Annotated in this window: 19 protein-coding genes; 17 read left to right on the top strand and 2 right to left on the bottom strand. The window is 33.2% G+C overall.

All coding sequences use genetic code 11. The features are described 5' to 3' along the window. The first annotated feature begins 113 nt into the window (after nucleotides 1-113). From PMI10_RS17680 to PMI10_RS17720, 9 genes are all read left to right on the top strand, one after another. Nucleotides 114-1,685 (top strand): MFS transporter, encoded by a 1,572-nt coding sequence (locus tag PMI10_RS17680; RefSeq protein WP_007810537.1) that lies wholly within the window; start codon nucleotides 114-116, stop codon nucleotides 1,683-1,685. Between the two features lie 56 nt (nucleotides 1,686-1,741). Further along, nucleotides 1,742-3,058, top strand: coding sequence for an MFS transporter (locus tag PMI10_RS17685; protein ID WP_007810539.1), 1,317 nt, complete (start codon nucleotides 1,742-1,744; stop codon nucleotides 3,056-3,058). Between the two features lie 88 nt (nucleotides 3,059-3,146). Then, a complete protein-coding gene (gene kduI / locus PMI10_RS17690; protein WP_007810541.1) occupies nucleotides 3,147-3,986 on the top strand; it encodes a 5-dehydro-4-deoxy-D-glucuronate isomerase in 840 nt (279 codons plus the stop codon). Between the two features lie 4 nt (nucleotides 3,987-3,990). Next, nucleotides 3,991-4,779, top strand: coding sequence for a gluconate 5-dehydrogenase (locus tag PMI10_RS17695; RefSeq protein ID WP_007810544.1), 789 nt, complete (start codon nucleotides 3,991-3,993; stop codon nucleotides 4,777-4,779). A 24-nt stretch (nucleotides 4,780-4,803) separates the two neighbouring features. Beyond that, nucleotides 4,804-6,210: a glucuronate isomerase gene (uxaC, locus tag PMI10_RS17700; protein ID WP_007810546.1), complete on the top strand. Its 1,407-nt coding sequence runs from the start codon at nucleotides 4,804-4,806 to the stop codon at nucleotides 6,208-6,210. A 13-nt stretch (nucleotides 6,211-6,223) separates the two neighbouring features. After that, nucleotides 6,224-7,246: a sugar kinase gene (locus tag PMI10_RS17705; RefSeq protein ID WP_007810548.1), complete on the top strand. Its 1,023-nt coding sequence runs from the start codon at nucleotides 6,224-6,226 to the stop codon at nucleotides 7,244-7,246. 8 nt (nucleotides 7,247-7,254) lie between these two features. Continuing rightward, the gene (locus PMI10_RS17710) at nucleotides 7,255-7,929 is read left to right on the top strand and encodes a bifunctional 4-hydroxy-2-oxoglutarate aldolase/2-dehydro-3-deoxy-phosphogluconate aldolase (RefSeq protein WP_007810549.1); all 675 of its coding nucleotides are present in this window, start codon (nucleotides 7,255-7,257) and stop codon (nucleotides 7,927-7,929) included. A gap of 207 nt (nucleotides 7,930-8,136) precedes the next feature. Continuing rightward, nucleotides 8,137-9,579 (top strand): tagaturonate reductase, encoded by a 1,443-nt coding sequence (locus tag PMI10_RS17715; protein WP_007810551.1) that lies wholly within the window; start codon nucleotides 8,137-8,139, stop codon nucleotides 9,577-9,579. 30 nt (nucleotides 9,580-9,609) lie between these two features. After that, a complete protein-coding gene (locus PMI10_RS17720; protein WP_007810553.1) occupies nucleotides 9,610-11,226 on the top strand; it encodes a UxaA family hydrolase in 1,617 nt (538 codons plus the stop codon). 22 nt (nucleotides 11,227-11,248) lie between these two features. On the opposite strand, the gene PMI10_RS17725 is transcribed toward PMI10_RS17720, so the two are convergent. Both PMI10_RS17725 and PMI10_RS17730 read right to left on the bottom strand, forming a co-directional pair. Then, the gene (locus PMI10_RS17725; RefSeq protein ID WP_007810555.1) at nucleotides 11,249-12,277 is read right to left on the bottom strand and encodes a LacI family DNA-binding transcriptional regulator; all 1,029 of its coding nucleotides are present in this window, start codon (nucleotides 12,275-12,277) and stop codon (nucleotides 11,249-11,251) included. A gap of 464 nt (nucleotides 12,278-12,741) precedes the next feature. Next, the gene (locus PMI10_RS17730; protein WP_007810557.1) at nucleotides 12,742-13,770 is read right to left on the bottom strand and encodes a LacI family DNA-binding transcriptional regulator; all 1,029 of its coding nucleotides are present in this window, start codon (nucleotides 13,768-13,770) and stop codon (nucleotides 12,742-12,744) included. Between the two features lie 286 nt (nucleotides 13,771-14,056). Between PMI10_RS17730 and PMI10_RS17735 the strand changes: the two genes are divergently transcribed. The 8 genes from PMI10_RS17735 (at nucleotide 14,057) to PMI10_RS17770 (ending at nucleotide 24,034) form a co-directional block, all read left to right on the top strand. Next, a complete protein-coding gene (locus PMI10_RS17735) occupies nucleotides 14,057-15,496 on the top strand; it encodes a glycoside hydrolase family 28 protein (RefSeq protein ID WP_007810559.1) in 1,440 nt (479 codons plus the stop codon). Between the two features lie 53 nt (nucleotides 15,497-15,549). Next, nucleotides 15,550-16,485 (top strand): alpha/beta hydrolase, encoded by a 936-nt coding sequence (locus PMI10_RS17740; protein ID WP_007810560.1) that lies wholly within the window; start codon nucleotides 15,550-15,552, stop codon nucleotides 16,483-16,485. Nucleotides 16,486-16,619: 134 nt separating this feature from the next. Continuing rightward, nucleotides 16,620-17,834, top strand: coding sequence for a glycoside hydrolase family 88/105 protein (locus tag PMI10_RS17745; protein ID WP_007810561.1), 1,215 nt, complete (start codon nucleotides 16,620-16,622; stop codon nucleotides 17,832-17,834). 30 nt (nucleotides 17,835-17,864) lie between these two features. Continuing rightward, nucleotides 17,865-19,097 (top strand): glycoside hydrolase family 88/105 protein, encoded by a 1,233-nt coding sequence (locus tag PMI10_RS17750; protein ID WP_007810562.1) that lies wholly within the window; start codon nucleotides 17,865-17,867, stop codon nucleotides 19,095-19,097. A gap of 12 nt (nucleotides 19,098-19,109) precedes the next feature. Then, the gene (locus PMI10_RS17755) at nucleotides 19,110-20,741 is read left to right on the top strand and encodes a glycoside hydrolase family 43 protein (RefSeq protein WP_007810563.1); all 1,632 of its coding nucleotides are present in this window, start codon (nucleotides 19,110-19,112) and stop codon (nucleotides 20,739-20,741) included. A gap of 8 nt (nucleotides 20,742-20,749) precedes the next feature. Beyond that, nucleotides 20,750-21,832, top strand: coding sequence for a pectate lyase (gene pelA / locus PMI10_RS17760; RefSeq protein WP_007810564.1), 1,083 nt, complete (start codon nucleotides 20,750-20,752; stop codon nucleotides 21,830-21,832). Nucleotides 21,833-21,921: 89 nt separating this feature from the next. Further along, nucleotides 21,922-23,271, top strand: coding sequence for a glycoside hydrolase family 28 protein (locus PMI10_RS17765; RefSeq protein ID WP_007810565.1), 1,350 nt, complete (start codon nucleotides 21,922-21,924; stop codon nucleotides 23,269-23,271). Between the two features lie 19 nt (nucleotides 23,272-23,290). Next, nucleotides 23,291-24,034, top strand: coding sequence for a rhamnogalacturonan acetylesterase (locus tag PMI10_RS17770; RefSeq protein ID WP_007810566.1), 744 nt, complete (start codon nucleotides 23,291-23,293; stop codon nucleotides 24,032-24,034). The last annotated feature ends 173 nt before the right edge of the window (nucleotides 24,035-24,207 follow it).

The raw sequence follows: 24,207 nt of genomic DNA on the forward strand, positions 1-24,207 counted from the left end.
TTTTAAATTCAGATTTATATTTAAAGCGTAATTTCGATTGTTGAAAGCAATAATATTGCTGTTATTTTGAATTAATTTAAAGGGCATTTATAAGCCAAATAAACATAGTTACTATGAGTCAAACCAACAAATCTATTGGGAATTATCGCTGGAGTATTTGTGCATTATTGTTTTTTGCAACTACTATTAATTATTTGGACAGACAAGTCCTTTCGCTGACATGGAGTGATTTTATTGCACCTGAATTTCACTGGACCAATAATGATTATGGAAATATTACAGCTTTGTTTTCTATTTTTTATGCCGTTTCCTTATTGTTTGCAGGAAGATTTGTGGATTGGCTGGATACTAAAAAAGGTTTTCTTTGGGCCATTGGAATATGGTCAATTGGTGCCTGTCTGCATGCTTTTTGTGGTATTGCGACAGCGGGGATCATTACAGGAAACTGGTTTGTTGGTTTTGAAGGGGCAAAAGAAGCTATTCGTACTGTAAATGATACGGGAATGGTTATTAATGTAAGTGTTACATTATTTATTTTTGCCCGTTTTATTTTAGCAATAGGTGAAGCTGGAAATTTTCCGGCAGCTATTAAAACTACAGCTGAATATTTTCCTAAAAAAGACAGGGCATTTTCTACAAGTATCTTTAACGCAGGTGCTACAGTTGGAGCATTGGCTGCTCCAATATCTATTCCATTCATTGCTAAGGCTTTTGGCTGGGAAATGGCTTTTATTATTATTGGTGCTTTAGGTTTTATATGGATGGGATTTTGGGTTTTTATGTATGATAAACCTGAGAGACATCCAAGAGTTAATGCTGAAGAATTAGCTTATATTCAGCAAGATGATGTTGCGGATAGCAAATTAGTAGGTTATGTACCTGAAACAACAGTTAAAGTTACTTTCAAAGATTGCTTTAAGTACAAACAAACGTGGGCGTTTGCTTTTGGTAAATTTATGACTGATGGTGTATGGTGGTTCTTCTTGTTCTGGACCCCGGCTTATTTAAAATCTGTTTACGGAATGGATTCTACCCAAGCTGCTTTACCATTATTTGTGTTATATATGATTACTTTACTTTCAATAATTGGAGGCTGGTTGCCAACTTATTTTGTTGAAAAGAAAGGAATGAATCCTTATGAAGGGAGAATGAGAGCGATGTTGATTTTTGCATTTTTCCCATTATTGGCATTAGTAGCGCAGCCTTTAGGATACGTTAGCTATTGGGTTCCGGTAATTATAATTGGTATTGCTGGTGCTGCTCACCAGGCGTGGTCTGCTAATATCTTTACAACTGTTGGAGATATGTTTCCTAAAAAAGCAATTGCAACCATTACAGGTATTGGTGGTTTGGCAGGAGGTTTAGGATCTACTCTAATTAATAAAGGATCAGGAGTTTTATTTGATTTTACTCAACGTAACTGGAGTTTGATAAACGGACAGTCTTTATTAGAGAAATACCCTCAATTTTTAAATCCGGAAACTGAAAAGGTGTTTTTAAAAGAAAGAGGTGTAGCTAATTTAGGAGATTTTTTAAAATCATTATCGGTATCTGGAGATACTGTTGTTGATGGTATAAATTCAGGATATATGATTATTTTCTCTATCTGTGCAGTTTGCTACTTAATTGGCTGGTTTGTAATGAAAACCTTAGTGCCAAAATATAGACCAATTACTGATCTTTAAAAAAAAATAAAATTTAACTAACTAATAGTATTACTAACCTAAACCAAAATGTAATTATGAATGAAGCTAATGCAGCGATAGGAAAATATCGTTGGACAATATGTAGCTTAGTCTTTTTTGCGACTACAGTAAATTATTTAGACCGAAATGTAATAAGTTACCTAAGGCCTTTTTTAGCGGAAGCTTTTCATTGGACACCTGAACAAGAAGTAATAGATTATTCTAATATTGAATTAGCTTTTAAAATTGCATATGCATTAGGAATGCTTATAGCTGGTGGGGTTATTGATAAATTGGGAACGAAATTAGGGTATGCAATAGCGACTGGTTTATGGAGTGTGGCAGCAGTTGGACATGCTTTTGCAACAGGCACGGGAGGATTTTTAATTGCCCGTGTATTTTTAGGAATTACAGAAGCAGGGAATTTTCCGGCTGCAATAAAAGCGACAGCTGAATGGTTTCCTCAGAAAGAACGTGCTTTGGCAACAGGTATTTTTAACTCCGGAAGTAATATCGGGGCTATAATTGTTCCTTTGTCGGTGCCATTTATTGCTGAAAATTATGGCTGGCAATGGGCATTTATTGCAACTGGAATTATTGGGTTTATATGGTTGTTTTTATGGTTTATCTTTTATGAAGTACCTCAAAAACAAAAGCGTTTATCTCAAGCTGAACTCGACTATATTAATGCCGATAAAGCAGAAGTAACAGAAATTGAAGATACTGAAAAAGTATCATGGTTAAAATTGCTTTCTTTTCGTCAAACCTGGGCTTTTGCAATAGGAAAATTATTAACAGATCCTGTTTGGTGGTTCTATTTATTCTGGTTGCCTGATTTCCTGATGAAACAATATAAGCTTTCTGCTACTGAAATTATTTGGCCATGTGCTTTGGTTTATGTTATTGGAAGTATTGGAAGTATTGGCGGAGGATGGTTACCATTAAAATTAATCAATAAAAACTGGCCAGCCTATAAAGCCCGTAAAACAAGTATGCTGATTTATGCATTTGCTGTTTTGCCGGTATTGTTTTCTCAGTACTTAGGTGCTATAAATATATGGTGGGCAATTTTAGTTATTGGGTTTGCGGTTTCTGCACACCAAGCGTGGAGCGCTAATATCTTTACAACTGTATCAGATATGTTTCCTAAAAAGGCAACCGCTTCTGTAACAGGAATCGGAGGGATGTTCGGAGCGTTTGGTGGAATTTTATTAACTTTACTGGTCCAAAAAAATATGTTTGTTTACTATACTAAAATTGGTAAAATAGAAACAGGATATTTTATTATGTTTTGTATCTGTGGAGCTGCTTATTTATTAGCCTGGCTGATTATGCATATTCTTGTTCCGAGAATGAAAAAAGTAGAATTGTAAAATTTACACAAATAAATTTTGATTAGAATTATGGTTTTTAAATATAAAAATCTAATTTTGTGCAATCGATTACATTAAAAATAAAATTATGACAAAATATAGTTCCAGATACGCATCAAGCCCGGAAGCAGTAAAAAAATATGATACTCAGGAATTGAGAAATGAATTTCTGATTGATGATCTAATGCAGGAAGATGAAGTAGTATTGGTTTATTCTCATTATGACAGATACATTGCCGGTTCTGCAGTTCCGGTAAAAGGTGATTTAGTTTTAGAGACTATTGATCCACTTAAAGCACCTTATTTTTTAGAACGAAGAGAATTAGGAATTATCAATGTTGGAGGGGACGGTTCTGTTGTTGTTGAAGGAACCTCTTATGAATTAGGATTCAAAGACGCTTTATATATCGGAAGCGGTAATAAAGAAGTGATTTTTAAAAGTGCAGACCCTAAAAATCCTGCTAAATTTTATATAAACTCAGCTCCGGCACATACAAGTTATCCTACTGTAAAAGTAAGCTTGGCTGAAGCTAAAAAGTTAGAATTAGGTACAATGGAAACGGCAAATCACCGTACCGTTAATCAAATGATTATTGGAAGTGTGGTAACAACTTGCCAATTACAAATGGGTATGACGGAATTAAGACCAGGAAGTGTTTGGAATACAATGCCGGCGCACGTACATGATCGTCGTATGGAAGTTTATTTCTACCTGGATATACCGGAAAATCAGGCAGTTTGTCATTTTATGGGACAACCGCAGGAAACAAGACATATCTGGATGAATAATCATCAGGCAGTTATTTCTCCACCATGGTCGATTCATTCTGGTTCAGGAACCAGTAATTATACTTTTATCTGGGGAATGGCAGGTGAAAATTTGGATTATGGAGATATGGACGTTTGTAAAATCACTGAATTAAGATAAGAATATGACAAACTTATTTGATATAAAAGGAAAAATTGCCTTAATCACAGGAAGTACTCACGGACTGGGAATGGCAATGGCTAAAGGATTAGGTCAGGCCGGAGCAACAATTGTTGTAAACGGAAATTCTTCACAGCAAAAAATTGATGATGCAGTAAAAGAACTTAAAAGTGAAGGTATTAATGCCGTTGGTTACAAATTTAATGTAACTGATGAACAAGAAGTTATTACAGCCGTTCAGAAAATTCAAAGCGAAGTCGGACCAATTGATATTTTGATTAATAATGCGGGAATCATCAAAAGAATTCCATTGATAGAAATGGAAGTTTCTGATTTCAAGGAAGTTATTGATATTGATTTAGTAAGCCCTTTTATTGTTTCCAAACATGTTGCAAAAGGAATGATTGAAAGAAGACAAGGAAAAATAATTAATATTTGTTCCATGATGAGTGAATTAGGCAGAAGTACAGTAGGAGCATATGCTGCTGCAAAAGGCGGTTTGAAAATGCTGACTAAAAACATGGCTACGGAATGGGCAAAATATAATGTTCAGATAAACGGAATCGGTCCGGGTTATTTTGCAACTGAACAAACAAAACCTATCAGAGTTGACGGACATCCGTTTAACGATTTTATTATCAGCCGAACTCCGGCAGCAAAATGGGGAGATCCGGGTGATTTAGCAGGAGCCGCTATATTCTTATCTTCTAAAGCAAGTGATTTTGTCAATGGTCATATTTTATATGTTGATGGTGGAATCCTGGCAACAATCGGTAAACCATCAAACGAATAATTACGCAATTATATTAATAAAGACATGAGCTCGAATAAGACATTCATAAACGATAATTTTTTACTTGAAAATAAATTCGCTGAAGAATTATACCACAATTACTCTAAAAATCAACCTATAATTGATTATCATAATCACTTAAATCCTCAGTTTATTACCGAAGATAAAATCTTTGATAATATTACTCAGGTTTGGATTAACGGAGATCACTACAAATGGCGTGCAATGCGTACATTGGGTGTGAATGAGCAATTTATTACAGGAAATGGTTCCGATAAAGATAAATTCCTGAACTGGTCAAAAACAGTTCCGTATACAATGCGTAATCCTTTGTATCACTGGACACACTTAGAGTTAGCCCGTTATTTTGATATTTACGATTTGCTGAATGAAAAATCAGCAGAGAAAATATACCAGGAAGCTTCAGAAAAAATAAATTCTCAGGCTTACAGTACACGTAACTTACTTAAAAAAGTAAATGCAGAACTGGTTTGTACTACCGAAGATCCAATTGATACTTTGGAGTTTCACCAAAAATTAAATAAAAACCCTTTTGAGACTAAAATGAGCACGGCTTTCAGACCTGATAAAGCCATTTTAATTTCAAATGATGGTTACAATGCTTATCTGGACACATTGGGGGATGTGTCCGGACTAGCAATCAATACCTATTCTGATTTACGTGATGCATTAAGAAAAAGAATTGATTTTTTTAATGAAAATGGCTGTAAATTAAGTGATCACGGATTGGATCAGATTTATTTTGAAAACTTTACCGAATCTGAGGTAAATACAATTTTCAAAAAGAAAAGAGAAAATCAAACGATAACTACGGAAGAAGCTTTGAAATTCCAAAGTGCTATTTTGTTATTTTTATCTGAAACATATCATGAACTTGGATGGGTTCAGCAATTTCACTTAGGAGCTTTACGTAATAATAATGCCCGTATGCATAGAATTTTAGGACCGGATACAGGTTGGGATTCTATCGGGGATTATCCACAGGCTCAAAAACTATCTTCTTTCTTAAATGCATTAGACAGTAAAGATAAATTGACAAAAACGATTATTTACAACTTGAATCCTGCAGATAACGAAGTGATGGCTACCATGATTGGTAACTTTAATGACGGAAGTGTGAGAGGAAAAGTTCAGTTTGGATCAGGATGGTGGTTTTTGGATCAAAAAGACGGAATGACAAAACAATTGAACGCGCTTTCAAATATGGGGTTGATTAGCTGTTTTGTTGGAATGTTGACAGATTCAAGAAGCTTCTTGTCTTTCCCAAGACACGAATATTTCAGACGTATTCTTTGTAATCTTTTAGGAGATGAAATTCAAAGAGGCGAGCTTCCTGCTGATATGGAATGGATTGGAAAAATGGTTTCTGATATTTCATATAACAATGCAAAAGAATATTTTAAATTTTAATTAAATATTGATAATGAGTAAAGTAGTTGCATTCGGCGAAATAATGTTGCGTTTTTCAACGGAAAGACATTTGCGTTTCTCTCAGGCTAAAGCATTTACAGCGTCTTACGGTGGAGGTGAATTTAATGTTTGCGTTTCTTTGGCGAATTACGGTATTAATGCTGAGTTTGTTACCAGATTACCTGAGAACGAAATTGGTTACTGTGCAGTGCAGGAGATGCGTAAAATGAATGTTGAGTCTAAAAGTATTGTTTACGGCGGTGAACGCTTAGGAACTTATTATTTAGAAACAGGAGCAGGGACCAGAGGAAGCAATGTTGTATATGATCGCGCACATAGCTCGATGGCAACTATTCAAAAAGGAGATATTGACTGGAAGAAAGTATTGGAGGGAGCTACCTGGTTTCACTTTAGCGGAATTTCAGCTGCTATTTCCCAGAGTGCTGCAGAAGCTTGTCTCGAAGCAGTTCAGATGGCACATGAATTAGGATTAACTATTTCATGCGATTTGAATTACAGATCAAAATTATGGCAATATGGTAAAACTCCGAGTGAGGTTATGCCAGAATTGTTAAAATATAGTCATGTTATTTTAGGAGATATTGACACAGCATATTTTATGTTGGGAATTCCTAAAGTGAATCCTGATTACCAGAATGAAAAGTCATTGCCGGCTTTATATTCGAAGTTGTATGAGCTTTGTCCAAACTTAAAAACAGTAGCAACAACATTACGTTATTCAGTAAGTGCTTCGCATCAAAGAATTGGTGGTGTTTTGTTTGACGGAAAATCTGTTTTTAATGCGGCTGTACAAGAAGTAACTCCTGTAATCGACAGAGTGGGTAGTGGAGATGCTTTTATGGGTGGATTAATTTACGGATTAGTTGAATATAAAGAAGACAAACAAAAAGCATTAGATTTTGCAGTTGCTGCTTGTTGCTTAAAACACACAATTGCCGGAGATTATAATTTAGTTACATTAAAAGAAGTTGAAAATATGGCTGGAGGAAACTCTGCCGGATTAGTATCAAGATAAATAAAAGTATGGCAAAATATTCAAGAATTGAAGTAGCACAGACAATGAAAGATAACGGGATGGTTCCGTTGTTTTTTCATTCAGATATTGAAATCAGTAAAAAAGTATTAAAAGCCTGTTACGATGGTGGATCCAGATTAATGGAGTTTACGAGTAGAGGTGATTTTGCTTTTGAAGTTTTTGGAGCATTAAATAAATATGCCCTGGCTGAATTGCCGGGAATGATGTTGGGAGTTGGCTCAATAACTGATGCTGCTGCAGCTTCATTATACATGCAACTGGGTGCTAATTTTATTGTGACTCCGGTATTTAGAGAAGATATTGCAATTGCTTGTAACCGTAGAAAAGTTTTATGGTCACCAGGTTGTTCCTCTCTTACCGAAATTGCAAGAGCAGAAGAATTAGGCTGTGAAATTGTAAAATTATTTCCTGCGGATCTTTACGGACCAGAATTTATTAAAGCAATAAAAGGACCGTGTCCCTGGACTACAATTATGCCAACAGGAGGAGTTTTCCCGACTGTAGAAAGTTTATCTTCATGGTTGAACGCAGGTGCTACATGTGTAGGTCTTGGTTCACAATTAATTTCGAAAGAATTATTGGATAACCAGGATTTTGAAGGTTTAAAAAATAAAATAAGTGATGTTTTAAACATTATAAAAGATATTAGAAATAAAAAATAAGGAATAATCAGTTTTTAATTCCTTATTACAAGGCAGTTTTTTTTAGAGTTTTAAAGATTGTAATTGAACATTACGCTTGAAAAATAAATCTTGTCACTCCTCACAGCAAGCTTTGTTTGATCTTTAACAGGTGTAATGTTTCTTTTACAATAATTTAAAAAGAATAAGGTATTAATAGTGGTTATTTATAACACTAAGAGAATTAAAATGAAAAAATTAAACAGAGTAAATACAGGATTAGAGAAATTACAGCCAATTAAAGTAGTACAATTTGGTGAAGGTAATTTTTTAAGAGCTTTCGTTGATTACGCTTTTCACAAGCTAAATAAAGAATTAGATTTCAATGCTGGAATTGCAATTGTTCAACCATTGAAAGACGGTATGGTAAACATGATTAATGATCAGGATGGTCTTTACACATTGTTTATGAATGGAATCAAAAAAGGTGAAAAAATACAAGATATTGAGCTAATTTCTAATATTGTAAAAGGTATAAATCCATATACTCAATTTGTAGATTATTTAGCGTTAGCCAAAGAAGAAGAACTTCAATTTATTGTTTCAAATACCACAGAAGCCGGAATTGAATTTCTTGAAAGTGATACTCCGGATATGCAGCCACCAGCTTCATTTCCTGCAAAGCTGACTATTTTATTATATGAAAGATTCAAACATTTCAATGGAGATGCTTCTAAAGGATTGACAATCATTCCTTGTGAATTGATTGATTATAACTCTGAGACTCTGAAAAAAATTATCCTGCAATATTGTGATTTATGGAAATTAGAAGATGGATTTAAAACTTGGGTTTCAGATGCTTGTTCTTATCACAGTACTTTGGTTGACAGAATTGTTCCCGGATATCCAAGAGCTGAAATTGAAGAATACAATAACAAATTAGACTATCAGGATAATTTAATTGTTGCTGCTGAACCATTTTTCCTTTGGGCTATTGAAGGTGGAGAAGATTTAAAACAAAAACTGCCTTTCCATAAAACGGATTTGAATGTAAAAATTGTTGATGATATCCGTCCTTTTAAAATGATAAAAGTTCGTATTCTAAACGGTGCACACACAGCAATGGTTCCTTTTTCACTTTTATATGGTAACAAATTAGTAATGGAAACAGTTAACGGAGATTTTACTGGAAAATTCGTAAACAATGTTATTGGTGAAATTAGCGAAACCCTTGATATGGACAAAAATGAAATCATTGCCTATTCTGAAGAGGTAATGGATCGTTTTAAAAATCCATTTATCAAGCACGCACTTGCTGATATTGCTTTAAATTCTATTTCAAAATTCAAAGTAAGAGTTTTACCAAGTTTATTAGGATATTATAATGCAAACAAAAAATTACCTGTTAATTTGACTTTTTCATTAGCTTCTTTAATCCAATTTTACAAAGGAACCTGGAATAACGAAGCATTACCTGTAAAAGATTCTCCAGAGATAGTTGAAGCATTCAAAAATGCTTGGCAATTAGGAACTTTAGATTCAGTTGTAAGTTCAATTTTAGCAAACAACGAATTCTGGGGTGAAGATTTAACAAAAATTCAAGGTTTATCAGAAGCTTTAGTAGTAGCTTTGGGGCAAATAGAAGAAAACGGTGTTGAAAAAGGTTATGCTAATTTCAGCAAACAATATTAATTAGAATAGGTATTTTCTAAAATTATTATCATGCAAAAAAAATTAATAAAAGTAAACCCTTCAGACAATGTAGCTGTAGCATTAGTTAATCTTGCTGCAGGTGAAGTTATTAACTTTGAAGGGGAAGAAATCACTATCGAGTCTGATGTGAAAATGAAGCATAAAATTGCAATGTATCCTTTTGAATTAGGAGAACGTATTATTATGTATGGAGTTTTGGTAGGAAAAGCAAGTGCTCCGATTGCAAAAGGAGGATTACTTTCTACCGAAAATGTAAAACATGAAAGTGCAAAAGTAACTGCTAAAACCGAATCTATAGGTTGGACAGTTCCTAATGTTGATAAATGGAAAGACAGAACTTTTATGGGGTACCATAGAACAGACGGACAAGTAGGAACTGAAAATGTTTGGTTGTTCTTCCCATTGGTATTTTGTGAAAACAGAAACATTGAAATCTTAAAAGGTATTTTTGAAAAAGAATTATCTAAACCTAAAGAAAACGATTACCAATTGTTACTTCGTTCTTTAGTGAATACTGAAAAAGGCGCTGCCGATGTAGTTGCAAAATCTAATGAAGTTGATTTATTCGAAAATATTGAGGTAAAATTCATCACACATCAAGGTGGTTGTGGCGGAATTCGTCAGGATTCACACAGTTTGGCTAAACTTTTGGCTGGATATGTAAACAATCCAAACGTTGCCGGAGCTACTGTATTGAGTTTGGGTTGTCAAAACTTGCAAATCTCTATTTTTCAGGATGCTATGAAGGCAATAAATCCAAATAGCGACAAACCTGTTTTGATTTACGATCAACAACAAATCGGGACTATTGAGGATATGTTAAATACTGTGGTAAAAGATTCTTTTGCTGCTATCAAAGAAGCTAATAAAATTGAAAGAAAACCTGCTCCATTATCTAAACTAAAAATTGGTTTGGAATGTGGTGGTTCTGATGGGTTCTCCGGAATTTCTGCTAACCCGACATTAGGAGTGTTATCGGACCAATTGGTTGCTTTAGGAGGAACTACAATTCTTTCTGAGTTCCCGGAATTATGTGGTGTAGAACAGGAGTTGGTAAACCGTTGTGTGGATGATAAAGACGGAAAACGCTTCTTGGAATTAATGCAATGGTACGAAAAAACAGTTGTGGATGCAGGTTCAGGATTTGATATGAATCCGTCTCCCGGAAACATTAAAGATGGTTTGATCACAGATGCTATGAAATCAGCCGGAGCAGCCAAAAAAGGAGGAACTTCACCAATTGTAGGTGTTTTCGATTATGGAGAATATATTAATGAGCCAGGTTTTACATTGTTATGTACTCCTGGAAATGACGTAGAATGTACAACAGCAATGGTAGGTTCGGGAGCGAATATGGTATTGTTTACAACAGGTTTAGGAACTCCGACAGGAAATCCAATTGCACCAGTTGTAAAAGTGTCTTCTAATACTCAATTAGCACAAAAAATGTCTGATATTATCGATATTGATACTGGTGGAATTATCACTGGTGAGAAATCAATTAATGAAATGGCAGACGAAATGCTTGAATTTATTATAGATGTTGCGAGCGGTACTATTAAAACTAAAGCTGCAATTTTAAATCAAAACGATTTTATTCCTTGGAAAAGAGGCGTTTCGCTTTAAAAATAAATAAATAAAAAACCTATTAAAAGGTAGTTCTTGACGAAGATTTACGAATGTGTAATTCTGGAGCAAGTACTACCTTTTTTTCGATTTTAACAGTGTTGGTTTTGTCAGCCTGTTCTAAGAAAACCCGGGCAGCCATTCTTCCCATTTCAAGAGGAGACTGGTCTACTGAAGTTATGGAGAGTTCCATAAATTTAGTAAAAGGCTCGTTACTGAATCCTGCTACACAAAATTCGTCAGGAATACTTATGTTTCTTTCTTTTAATTCCTGAATAGCTCCCAAAGCTGCAAAATCACTTGATGAAAATATAGCGTCTGGAGGAGTTTCGAGTTGTAATAAAATGTCTATTGCCTCTTTTCCTGATTCTACACTACTTTTAATGGGAATAACATATTCCTCTTTAAAAGTCATTCCACTATCTAGTAAAGCTTGCTTATAACCTAAAAACCTATTTCTAAAAATGTCAAGAGATTGGTCTCTGGAGAAATGAGCGATATGTTTGCAACCTTCGTTAATTAAGTGTTTTGTTGTAAGATATCCACCTTTAAAATCATTAATGGTTACAGAACTGACCCCTTCAATATGTCTGGTTCTGTCAAAGAAAATCAAGGGAACATTTTTTTGTAATACGTTTTGAAATGCATCATAGTTTTCGTCACTAACATCTGTAACAGACATTAGAATACCATCGACTTGTGCATCTATTAAAGCATGAAGATTTTCATTTTCTCTTTTTGGGTCATCATGAGTTTGGGAAATAATAACATGATAACCGTGAGGATAAAGTTCTTCTTCAATACCTCTAATTACAGATCCGAAAAAATTATTATCAACACGGGGAACTATGATACCTATATTATTGCTTCTCCCGCTTTTTAAAGCTAAAGCTAATTTATTCTGTTTATAGTTCATCAATTCAGCCGTTTCATGAACCAATTGACGAGTACTCTTTTTTATATTTGGATTATTATTTAAAGCTCTGGAGACTGTTGCAGCAGTAATATTAAGTCTTTTTGCAATATCGTAAATAGTTGTTTTTTCGCTCATTCAAAAAATTTATTTTTTGATTATTTTTAGCACAAAAATACCTTTTTTTTGTATAGTCCAATATAAATTGTTATCGATTGCCAAAATACTTTTTTTTTAAGTTCTAAAATCATACAATACATAGAAGATTATACTTTTTTTGAGATAAATTAAATTTCATAAAAAGAATAAGTGGAAAAATACTGGATTATAAAAACTACAAAAAATTAAAGTAATTCAGTTTGAAGAAAAAAAATTAAACGCTTTTATAAATTATGCTTTTCGGAACTTACTGATAGTGTAGATTGTAGAGCTGGGATTTATTATAAGGATCGCAGATAGTATTATTAAATCAAAAGATTTATTTTTTAGAAAAGGAGTTTCTCTATAAGATAAAGTTTATCATATTTAAGGAATATAAGTTCATTTTAGCTGTCTTCATATTTTAAAATGAAATTGTATATCACTTAATATCGATAAAGAAATTAAATGGCCGTTCTTGTTGAAGATTTGCGAATGTGTAATTCTGGTGCCAGGACTACCTTTTTTTCGATTTTAATAGTATCGGTTTTGTCTACTTGCTCTAAGAAAACACGTGCCGACATCCTTCCCATTTCAAGAGGGGATTGGTCTACTGAAGTTATAGACATTTCCATAAATTTGGTAAAAGGTTCATTACTAAAGCCGGCTACACAAAATTCATCCGGAATATTGATATTTCTGGCTTTTAATTCTTGAATAGCACCTAATGCTGCAAAATCACTGGAAGAAAATATAGCATCGGGAGGAGTTTCAAGCGCCAATAAAACATCTATTGCTTCTTTTCCGGCTTCTACACTACTTTTAGACCGAATAACATATTTTTCATTGAATGTAATTCCATTATCCAATAAAGCTTGCTTGTATCCTAAAAATCTATTTTTGAAAATTTCCAGAGATTGGTCTCCCGACAAATGTGCAATACATTTACAACCTTGATTAATTAATTGTTTTGTAGCTATATAGCCTCCCTTAAAATCATTAATAGTAACGGAACTTACACCGTCTATATGTTTACTCCTGTCAAAGAATATTAAAGGAACATTTTTTTCTAATACGTTACGAAAGGCTCCGTCATTTTCGTTGGTAACATCTGTAACTGACATTAAAATCCCATCGACCTGAGCATCAATTAATGTATAAAGATTTTCATTTTCTCTCTTTGGGTTTTCATGAGTTTGACATATAATAACCTGATAACCATGCGGATATAGTTCTTCTTCTATGCCTCGTATTACTGAGGCAAAAAAATTGCTGTCTATACGTGGTACAATAACACCTATATTATTACTACGGCCACTCTTTAAAGCTAAAGCAAGTTTGTTTTGTTTATAGTTCATTAAAGCAGCAGTTTCAATGACTAATTCCCTTGTGCTTTCTTTTATTTTAGGATTGTTATTTAGCGCTCTGGATACCGTAGCAGCAGTGATATTAAGTTTTTTGGCAATATCATAAATGGTTATTTTGTCGCTCATTCAAAAAATGTATTTTGATTTATTTTAACACAAAAATACATTTTTTTTGGATATTCCAAGATAAAATGTTATCGATTACCTAAATTCTTTTATTTGCCAGATTTAATAATACAATTTCAAAAAATTAGATGATTTTTTACAGTAAGTGTAAATTAATTTTGCAATAAAAATTAAATACATAAGTTTTTCCTAAATAAATTTGTTCTGTTCAATCTATTTTTCTATTTTCGTGTAATCGATTACATGACTGATAAAGCCTTGCATTTAAACTTAAAATATTTTACAAATGATTATATATAAGACTCTAAGATGCAATTTTGCTTTTTTTATTCCTGTTTATATTTTGTTGTTTTTTTCATGCAGTAGTAAAAACGCAGATATTTCTGGTGATAGTCCATGGAAAAAAATGGATTTGATAGTTAAAAGTATTCCTCAGACTAAATTTTCAGATAAGAGTTATAATATAAAAGATTATGGAGCTGTTGCTGACGGGACAACACTAAATACAGGGGCATTCGAAAAAGCAATAAAAGAATGTGCTGAAAATGGTGGTGGAAAAGTAATTGTCCCAAATGGTAAATATTTAACAGGGGCAATACATTTAGAGAGTAATGTGAATTTACATTTAGACGATAATGCTGAAATTCTTTTCAGTACAAATCCCAAAGATTACCCTATTGTCCATACCTCATTTGAAGGAACGGAGGTAATGAATTATTCTCCATTAGTGTATGCGAAAAATAAAACGAATGTAGCCATAACGGGTAAGGGAACTCTTAATGGTCAGGCTAATAGCAGTAACTGGTGGGTTTGGTCCGGTGGTAAAAGTTACGGTTGGCAAAAAGGAAATCCGTCGCAAAATGATCCTGCAAATCGTGAAGTTTTGGTTGATATGGCAGAGAAAGGTGTGCCGGTTACAGAAAGAGTTTTTGGCGAAGGCCGTTATTTACGTCCAAATTTTATTGAATTTTTCGAATGTAATACGGTTCTGATAAAAGATATTAAGATAATAAATGCCCCTTTTTGGATTTTGCATCCTATGAAATCTAATAATATAATTATTGATGGGGTTACGGTTAACAGTCATGGACCAAATAATGACGGTTGTGACCCTGAATATTCACAAAATATTATTATTAAGAATTGTGTGTTTAATACGGGAGATGATTGTATAGCAATAAAATCAGGAAGGGATGCTGATGGAAGAAGAGTGGCGATACCAAGTAAAAATATTATTGTGCAAAACTGCAAAATGATTGATGGTCATGGAGGAGTTGTAATTGGAAGTGAAATATCAGCGGGAGTAAATAATGTTTTTGTAGAGAATTGTATTATGGATAGTCCAAATCTTGACAGGGCAATCCGAATCAAAACGAATTCTAAAAGAGGCGGAGTTATTGAGGATGTGTATGTAAGGAACCTTGAGGTTGGCACTGTTAAAGAATGCGTTTTAAAACTTAATATGTTTTATAATGTATATGGTTCACAAACAGGAAGCTTTATTCCTGTTATCAGGAATATCAGTCTTGAAAATGTAACAGTAAAAAAAGCAGGTAAATATGGAGTTTGGGCTGAAGGATATAAAGAATCGCCTGTAGAAAATGTTACACTTAAGAATGTTGTTATTGAAAAAGCTGACTCGATTTATCTATTGAAAAACATTAAGAATTTTAATTTTATAAATACTTATATCAATGAAAAAAAAGTAGAATCGATTAAAAACTAAAAAGTTTAATGCTTTTCAAACTTTTTTTAAACTAAGCTTAATTTTTATTAGGAATGAAAAATATATTTTTATTAATGCTGTTTTTATCAAATGTTATTTCTGCGCAAAGCAGTTATAGTATTGATAGTTCGTATACCATAAAAAGTACATATACTAAATTAATAAAAAAATACCCTTTCATAAAAATAGCTGAAGCTGAAAAGAATATAAAAGTCACTCAAATCAGTGATGTTGTTTATAGTAAAGATAAAGGCAGGTCATTACATCTGGACGCTTTTTTTAATAGAACAAAAAAAAGAAATCCTGCCATAATCATGATACATGGCGGAGGGTGGAGATCAGGGAATAAAAATCAGATGCAGGTTTTAGCACAGGAAGTAGCTTCAAAAGGCTATTCTTGTTTTACGATAGAATACAGGTTATCATTAGAAGCGAAGTATCCGGAAGGAATTTATGATGTTAAAAATGCGATTAAATTTATAAAGGATAATGCGAAAAAGTTCAATGTAGATCCAAACAAAATTGCTGTTTTAGGATGCTCTTCAGGAGGTCAGATGGCTGCTTTGATTGGTACAACAAATGATAATCCAGCTTTTGATGATGTTCAGAATAAAAGTAAAGCTTCATCAAAAGTAAACGCGATTATTAATATAGACGGAGTTTTAGCTTTTAAACATCCGGAATCTTCAGAAGGAGATATGGCTGCCTTTTGGCTAAAAGGAACTTCTGCTGAAAATCCGGAAAATTGGAAAAATGCCTCGGCCTTATCACATACTGATAAAAATACACCTCCAACGTTATTTATAAATAGCAGTATTGATAGATTTCATGCAGGAAGAGATGATATGATTGCTATTTTAAATCAAAATAATATTTACAATGAGGTAAAAACAATTAAAGATACGCCTCATTCATTTTGGTTTTTTCAGCCTTGGTTCGGAGAAACGGTTCTTTATACAACTCAGTTTTTGGATAAAATTTTTAAATAAATTAATGAAAATAATAATATATTCAGTAGTAGTTTCAGGTTTTTTCAGTTTATAATACACAAAGTAATTACGACATAAAAAAAGCTAAAATTGGGCTTGCTGAACAAAAAAGCTAAAATTAAATTTTAATGAACATGATAATTTCTCCAAAAACTAATTTTTATAAAAAGGTAATTGTTTTGTTGCTTCTTTGTTGGGGTAAAACAATTGCTCAGGATAATAGTCAAAATCAGACAAGTATTTCTGATAACCTAAAATGGTCAGAAAGAATGGCTTTGTCGATAATTAAAAGATATCCTGAAGCATGGAAAATTGATGATCATGAAGCGCCAAAATGGGATTATAAAATTGGTATGATTTTGACAGCTTATCAGAAATTATACAATAAAACCAAAGACCAAAAATATTATGATTATGTAAAAGGATATGCAGATGTGTTCATTGATGAAACTGGCGCGATTAAAAAATTTGATCCTAAAAATCATAGTCTTGATAATATAAATGCCGGAAAAATACTTTTTGACCTGTATGATAAAACAAAAGAAGAAAAGTATCTTACAGCATTAAATATATTAAGGAAAAACTTTGATGACTATCCAAGAACACAATCGGGAGGATTTTGGCACAAAAAGATATATCCTAATCAAATGTGGTTAGATGGTTTGTATATGGGGGAACCTTTTTATGCAAGATATACGGCAGAATTTGAAGGTGGAGAAAAATTAAATGATATCGCCCATCAATTTGAGCTTCTTCATGAACATACATTTGATAAAAAGACAGACTTGTATTTCCATGCATGGGATGAAAGTAAAGAAATGCCATGGGCAAATAAAGAGACAGGCACTGCTCCTCATATTTGGTTAAGAGCACTTGGCTGGTACGGTATGGCACTAGTTGACGCATTGGATTATTTTCCAAAAGATCATCCAAAACAAAAAGAATTGGCAGGGTATTTAAATGAGTTGGCAACCGCTGTGGTCAGGTATCAGGATAAAACAGGTTTATGGTATCAAATTCCAAATCTGCCAAATAAAAAAGGTAATTATTTAGAATCTTCAGGTTCCTCTATGTTGGTTTATACTCTTTCAAAAGGAGTGCATAAAGGTTATCTTCCGGTTAAATTTGAAAAAATAGCAGATAAAGGATTTAATGGACTAATTACCAAACTGATTAAAGTAGACAAAGATGGTGAAGTTCATATTACACAAGTCTGTGCCAGTGCGGGGCTGGGTGGAAATCCTTACAGAGACGGTTCCTTTGAATATTATATAAATGAAAAGATTGTAACTGATAATTCCCATGGATTAGGTGCTTTTTTATTAGCGGCAATCGAATTAGATAAATAAAAACTTCTATAAAATTTAAAAATAATTATTATGTTAAAAAACACGTTAAATGCTTTAAAACCTGGGATACTTTTTGTTTTATTTACATTTTTTAGTTGTAAGACGGCTTCTTCAGTGCAAGTAAAAACTGCCAACTCACAGGATTTGACGGTAATTTCTAAAGATTTGAAATGGTCTGATAAGATGGCATTAACATTAATGAAACGTCATCCTGAAGCTTATATGATTGACGATTCTAAGGCTCCAAAATGGGATTATGTACATGGTTTGGTTTTACATGGATTTGAGGAATTATATAAAAGAAATCCAGATCCAAGATATGCTTCTTATATAAAAGGGTATGCCGATATTTTGGTTGAAAGTGATGGAACTATAAAAACCTATGAAATAGAAAAATATAATATTGATATGATTGTAGCCGGTCGATTATTGTTTAATCTATATGATACGACAAAAGATAATCGCTACCTAATTGCTATGCAAACGTTGAAAAAACAATTAGAAAATCATCCAAGAACACAATCGGGAGGATTTTGGCATAAAAAAATATATCCAAATCAAATGTGGTTAGATGGTTTATATATGGGAGAGCCTTTCTATGCTGAATATACTGCAACTTTTGAAAATGGAAAAAATCTGGATGATGTAGCCAAACAATTTGAGCAAATTCAATTGCATGCAACAGATCCAAAAACAGGATTATTATATCATGGCTGGGATGAAAGTAAACAAATGCCCTGGGCTGATAAAGAAACCGGGAATTCACCAAATTACTGGTCAAGAGCTTTAGGATGGTATGTAATGGCTTTAGTCGATGCACTGGATTATTTCCCAAAAGATCATCCAAAACAAAAAGAATTGGTTGGTTATTTGAATAATGTTTCGGAGAGTTTAGCGAAGTATCAGGATAAATCAGGTTTATGGTATCAGGTAACGGACAAAATGGGTAAAGAAGGAAATTATTTAGAAGCTTCCGGATCTTCAATGTTTGCTTATGCATTTGCTAAAGGTGCTAATAAAGGTTATTTGCCATCAAAATTCAAAAAATTAGCAAATAAAGCTTTTGATGGTTTGACTACACAATTAATGAAAGTTGATGCAGACGGTTCTATTACATTGACTCAGGCTTGTCAGGTGGCTGGTTTGGGAGGAACACCATACAGAGACGGGTCATATGAATATTATGTGAATGAAAAAAAGAAAGATAATGATCCTAAAGCAACAGGTCCTTTTATTCTGGCAGCTTTAGAATTAAACAGATAAAGATTATTTTAAATGAAATTTATAAAAATAACATCTCTTTTTTTATGCTGCATTACAGTACAAACTTTAGTAGCACAGGAAAAGAATGAAAATAATTATTCTAAAGTCTGGGTAGCTGATAAAGGCGATGGGACTTATAAAAATCCTATTTTATATGCTGATTATTCAGATCCGGATGCTATTCGGGTTGGGGATGATTATTATATGACAGCTTCTTCATTCAATTGTATTCCGGGTTTGCCTATTCTTCATTCGAAAGATTTGGTAAACTGGAAATTAATTGGATACGCACTTTCAAAGCAAAAACCTTTGGAGGTATATAATAAAGTCCAGCACGGAAATGGTGTTTGGGCTCCTTGTATTCGATATCATAATAATGAATTTTATATTTATTATCCTGATCCTGACTTTGGAATTTATGTTGTTAAAGCCAAAAAAGCCGAAGGCCCATGGTCAGATCCGGTTATGATAAAAGAAGGAAAAGGATTAATTGATCCAACACCATTATGGGATGATGACGGAAAAGCATATCTGGGTTATGCTTTTGCAGGCAGCAGAGCCGGAATAAAAAGTGCTTTAGCAGTTTGTACAATGAATATAGATGGTTTATCTGCAAATAATGATGACGTCATGCTTATTGACGGGCATATAGATGAACAAACCATTGAAGGACCTAAATTTTATAAACGCAACGGTTATTACTACATATTTGCTCCGGCAGGCGGAGTCGCAACAGGATGGCAAACCGTTATGAGATCTAAAAATGTATACGGACCTTATGAAAAAAGGAAAGTTATGGATCAGGGAAAATCTACTGTAAATGGCCCTCATCAGGGTGCATGGGTTCAAACGCAAACAGGCGAAGATTGGTTTATTCATTTTCAGGACCAGTTTGCTTATGGCAGGGTAGTTCATTTACAGCCTATGAAATGGCAAAATGATTGGCCGGTAATAGGAACTGATGTTGATAACGATGGTATTGGTGAGCCTGTTATGGTTTATAAAAAACCAAATGTAGGAAAGAAATCTTTTTCAGTCGAAACACCTCCTGAAAGTGATGAATTTAATAACCCTAAACTTGGTCTTCAGTGGCAATGGCATGCAAATCCACAGATAACCTGGGGGCTTCCTACAGCAATGGGATACTATAATTTAAGTTGTATTCCTACTCCTAAAGATTATAACAATCTATTTGATGTTCCCAATTTACTTTTGCAAAAACTCCCGGCAAACGAGTTCACAGCTACTACAAAAATCATCTTTAATTCCAGATTTGATGGAGAATATACCGGATTGGTTATTATGGGATTAGATTATAGTTTTTTATGTTTGAAACAAGAGGATGGGAAATTATTCCTTTCACAAAAAACAGCTTTGAAAGCTGATAAAAAGGGAATCGAATCGGAGAGTAAACGCATTGCAATAAAAGATAAAACGATTTACTTACAGGTGAAAGTTAAAGCTGGCGGGATTTGTAATTTTTTCTATAGTGAAGATGGACAAAAATTCAATTCCGTGGGTGAAAGTTTTACTGCCAGAGAAGGGAAATGGATTGGTGCAAAAATAGGATTTTTAGCACTTAGGGAAGGAATTATAAATGATGCAGGAAGTGTCGCAATAGATTGGTTTAGAATAACTAAATAACTAAATAAATGAATCAACTTAAAAAAAACACATTATTACTTTTAATAAGTATTAATTTTTGTGTAAACGCACAGGAAAAAAATAAAAAATGGCCGGATTTAATAATGAAAAGTTATTCTGCCTGGTTTGGTTCAGAAGAAGGAAGAAAAATAGCCGACAACGTGTTGCTGTATCAAAGGGATATTGGGGGCTGGCCAAAAAATATCCCAATGCTAAAAGAATTGACAGAGGATGAGAAAAGTAAGTTAATAGCGCTAAAACCTTCAGGAAAAGATTGCACAATTGACAACAGGGCTACAACACAGGAAATACTTTTTGTGTCTAAAATGTATGCACAGACAAAAGAAGAAAAATACAAAGATTCATTTTTAAGAGCAGTTGATTATTTACTTTCAGCACAATATCCTAATGGCGGCTGGCCTCAATACTTTCCATTAAAAAAAGGATATTACACTCATATTACTTTTAATGATAATTCAATGGTAGATGTTTTGAATGTATTGAGAGAAATAGCGAATGAAACAGACTACTATAGTATTAAACCTCCAAAAGAAACAGTTGATAAAGCTAAAATTGCTTTCGATAAAGGAATCGATTGTATCTTAAAAACGCAATATAAACAAAATGGTGTTTTAACGGTTTGGTGTGCACAGCATGATGAAGTTACTTTTGCTCCGGCAAATGCAAGAGCATATGAACTTGCTTCGTTAAGCGGAAAAGAATCCGCGAAAGTAACATTGTTATTAATGTCTATTGACAATCCGTCACCTGAAATTAAAACGGCAATTAAAAGTGCATACGAGTGGTTTGAAAAAACAAAAATCACAAATCTTAAAGAAGAGCGTGTATATGATGACGAAGGAAAAGTTATTGGTAAAAAAATGTATCCAATGGAGGATGTCGCACCAATTTGGCCAAGATTTGCAGAGCTTGATACGAATGAACCTTTTTTCTGTGACCGTGACGGAGTTAAAAAGAGATTTCTAACGGACATTGGAGAAGAGAGAAGAAATGGTTATTCATGGTATTCTAATGAACCTAAAGAAGTTCTTAAAAAATATAAAAAATGGTTTAAGAAATATGGAGAATAAATTTCTTCAGGCATAATTTTAAATGAAGTTGGACTCTTTAAATACCTTATTTCGATAGATAAAGATTTGATTTTCAAAAAACAAAAAACATGAACTTTAGATTTCTTTTCTTTTTATTGTTTTCAACTGTCATTTTTGCTCAGGATAATAAATTTCCAACAGCAAAAGTAGATTCGATTGTCAATAGAATTCAATTGCCGGGAATTCCTTCTTTTCAGGTTAATGTTGCAAAATTGGGTGCCAAAGGTGATTCAATTTCCAATAGTAAGCCTTTTTTTGATAAAGCGATGGCTTTGTGCAAAAAGAATAACGGAGGAACTATCGTAGTTCCAAAAGGAATTTATTTTTTAAACGGGCCAATTCATTTTGTAAGTAATGTCAATTTGAAGATTGAAAAAGGAGCTAAAATTAAATTCAGTGATAACCCCGAGAATTATTTACCAATGGTTTTAACCAGTTGGGAAGGTACAATGATTTATAATTACAGTCCGTTAATTTATGCATATGATTGCACAAATATTGCTATTTCAGGTGAGGGAACGATTGATGGAGAAGGAGGTAAGACCTGGAAGAGTTTTAAAGATAAAGAAGGAAAAGGTAAAGAACTGAGTCGTGAGATGAACCATAACAGTATTCCTATAAATGAAAGAAAGTTTGGAACCGGTTATTTTTTACGTCCGCAAATGATTCAGTTTTTTAAATGCAAAAATATTTTGGTTGAAAATATTCGTATTGAAAATTCACCTTTTTGGTGCTTGCATTTATTGAAATCAGAAAGTATAACGGTTAGAGGGATAAGTTATAAATCATTAAATTACAACAACGACGGTATTGATCCTGAATATGCCAAAGATGTTTTGATTGAAAATGTAACTTTCAATAATGGTGATGACAATATTGCTATAAAAGCCGGAAGAGATCATGAAGGAAGAGCAAATTCGGCTACACCAAGCGAGAATATTATTATTAGAAACTGTAATTTCAAAGGTCTTCACGGAGTAGTTATAGGCAGTGAAATGTCTGCAGGGGTACAAAATGTTTATGTTGAAAATTGTAAAACCGTTGGTTATTTAAAAAGAGGTATTTATTTAAAAACCAATGCTGACAGAGGTGGGTTTATAAAAAATGTTTTTGTTCGGAATATTCAATTAGACGAAGTCGAAGATTGTCTTTATATTACTGCCAATTATCATGGAGAAGGTAAAGGATTTCAATCTGAAATATCGAATGTTTCTTTTTCAGATATTTCTTGTAATAAAGCATCAGCTACAGGAATTGTTATTCAGGGGTTTCCCGATAAAAAAATCAAAAATATTTCTTTAAATAATATCGAAATTAAATGGGCTAAAAATGCTATATCCAGTACAAATGCTGAAAATGTAATTCTGAATGAAGTTTTCATTGGAGAGAAAGCCACAGTTCCTACAGCAGTAAAATAGTTTAATAAAAAATAAAAAAATGAAACATTATATTTTAATTCTTTGGTTGATTTCAGCCACTTGTTTTGCACAAAAAACTACCGTTTATACAATTGGAGATTCTACAATGGCAAACAAAAAAGATCCTGAAAAAAATCCGGAACACGGTTGGGCTCAGGTATTACAGTCTTTTTTTAAAGACAATATCGTTATCGACAATAGAGCTTTAAATGGAAGAAGTACCAGAAGTTTTATCGCTGAAAAACAATGGGATGCTGTATACCAAAAGCTAAAAAAAGGAGATTATGTTTTTATTGAGTTTGGACATAATGACGAAAAAAATATGGATTCATTAAGATATACAAACCCACATACTGCTTATAGATATAATTTAATTCGTTTTGTAAAAGAAAGCCGTGAAAAAGGGGCAATTCCTATATTGTTGTCTTCAATTGCAAGAAGAAATTTTAATGAGAAAGGGGTGTTGATTGGTACGCACGGAGATTATCCTTTGGAAACAAGATTGGTTGCGCAGGAATATAATGTTCCATTTATAGATTTAGAATATTATACGGAGTTGTTAGAACAGTCTTATGGTCCTGAGAAATCAAAACAACTGCATTTACATTTCAAAGCCGGAGAAAACCCATATTATACCGAAGCAAAAGATGATGATACACATCTTTCTTTAAAAGGCGCAACAGAAATTGCAAAAATTGTTGTTAATCAGATAAAACTTTTAGAAGATCCTTCTGTTGATAAACTAAAAAAAGGAATTAAGTAAATTAAACTTTGGATTAAATAAAAATCGTATCTGGAATAAAACTGTGTTTCTTACAGTTCCGGATACGATTTTATAGTTTACAAGAATACAATAATTATATTTAATTCACTTGGGTGTAATTGTTTAACAGATAGAAACATAGATTTCATGTGAAAAGGAATGCAAAAAGAAAT

Origin of the sequence: Flavobacterium sp. CF136 (assembly GCF_000282055.1) — a bacterium.
GTDB lineage: Bacteria > Bacteroidota > Bacteroidia > Flavobacteriales > Flavobacteriaceae > Flavobacterium.

What these genes read in the sequence shown, in the direction of transcription:
- PMI10_RS17680 (WP_007810537.1), top strand. Translation starts at nt 114, where the DNA reads ATGAGTCAAACCAACAAATCTATTGGGAATTATCGCTGGAGTATTTGT.
- PMI10_RS17685 (WP_007810539.1), top strand. Translation starts at nt 1,742, where the DNA reads ATGAATGAAGCTAATGCAGCGATAGGAAAATATCGTTGGACAATATGT.
- kduI (WP_007810541.1), top strand. Translation starts at nt 3,147, where the DNA reads ATGACAAAATATAGTTCCAGATACGCATCAAGCCCGGAAGCAGTAAAA.
- PMI10_RS17695 (WP_007810544.1), top strand. Translation starts at nt 3,991, where the DNA reads ATGACAAACTTATTTGATATAAAAGGAAAAATTGCCTTAATCACAGGA.
- uxaC (WP_007810546.1), top strand. Translation starts at nt 4,804, where the DNA reads ATGAGCTCGAATAAGACATTCATAAACGATAATTTTTTACTTGAAAAT.
- PMI10_RS17705 (WP_007810548.1), top strand. Translation starts at nt 6,224, where the DNA reads ATGAGTAAAGTAGTTGCATTCGGCGAAATAATGTTGCGTTTTTCAACG.
- PMI10_RS17710 (WP_007810549.1), top strand. Translation starts at nt 7,255, where the DNA reads ATGGCAAAATATTCAAGAATTGAAGTAGCACAGACAATGAAAGATAAC.
- PMI10_RS17715 (WP_007810551.1), top strand. Translation starts at nt 8,137, where the DNA reads ATGAAAAAATTAAACAGAGTAAATACAGGATTAGAGAAATTACAGCCA.
- PMI10_RS17720 (WP_007810553.1), top strand. Translation starts at nt 9,610, where the DNA reads ATGCAAAAAAAATTAATAAAAGTAAACCCTTCAGACAATGTAGCTGTA.
- PMI10_RS17725 (WP_007810555.1), bottom strand. Translation starts at nt 12,277, where the DNA reads ATGAGCGAAAAAACAACTATTTACGATATTGCAAAAAGACTTAATATT.
- PMI10_RS17730 (WP_007810557.1), bottom strand. Translation starts at nt 13,770, where the DNA reads ATGAGCGACAAAATAACCATTTATGATATTGCCAAAAAACTTAATATC.
- PMI10_RS17735 (WP_007810559.1), top strand. Translation starts at nt 14,057, where the DNA reads ATGATTATATATAAGACTCTAAGATGCAATTTTGCTTTTTTTATTCCT.
- PMI10_RS17740 (WP_007810560.1), top strand. Translation starts at nt 15,550, where the DNA reads ATGAAAAATATATTTTTATTAATGCTGTTTTTATCAAATGTTATTTCT.
- PMI10_RS17745 (WP_007810561.1), top strand. Translation starts at nt 16,620, where the DNA reads ATGATAATTTCTCCAAAAACTAATTTTTATAAAAAGGTAATTGTTTTG.
- PMI10_RS17750 (WP_007810562.1), top strand. Translation starts at nt 17,865, where the DNA reads ATGTTAAAAAACACGTTAAATGCTTTAAAACCTGGGATACTTTTTGTT.
- PMI10_RS17755 (WP_007810563.1), top strand. Translation starts at nt 19,110, where the DNA reads ATGAAATTTATAAAAATAACATCTCTTTTTTTATGCTGCATTACAGTA.
- pelA (WP_007810564.1), top strand. Translation starts at nt 20,750, where the DNA reads ATGAATCAACTTAAAAAAAACACATTATTACTTTTAATAAGTATTAAT.
- PMI10_RS17765 (WP_007810565.1), top strand. Translation starts at nt 21,922, where the DNA reads ATGAACTTTAGATTTCTTTTCTTTTTATTGTTTTCAACTGTCATTTTT.
- PMI10_RS17770 (WP_007810566.1), top strand. Translation starts at nt 23,291, where the DNA reads ATGAAACATTATATTTTAATTCTTTGGTTGATTTCAGCCACTTGTTTT.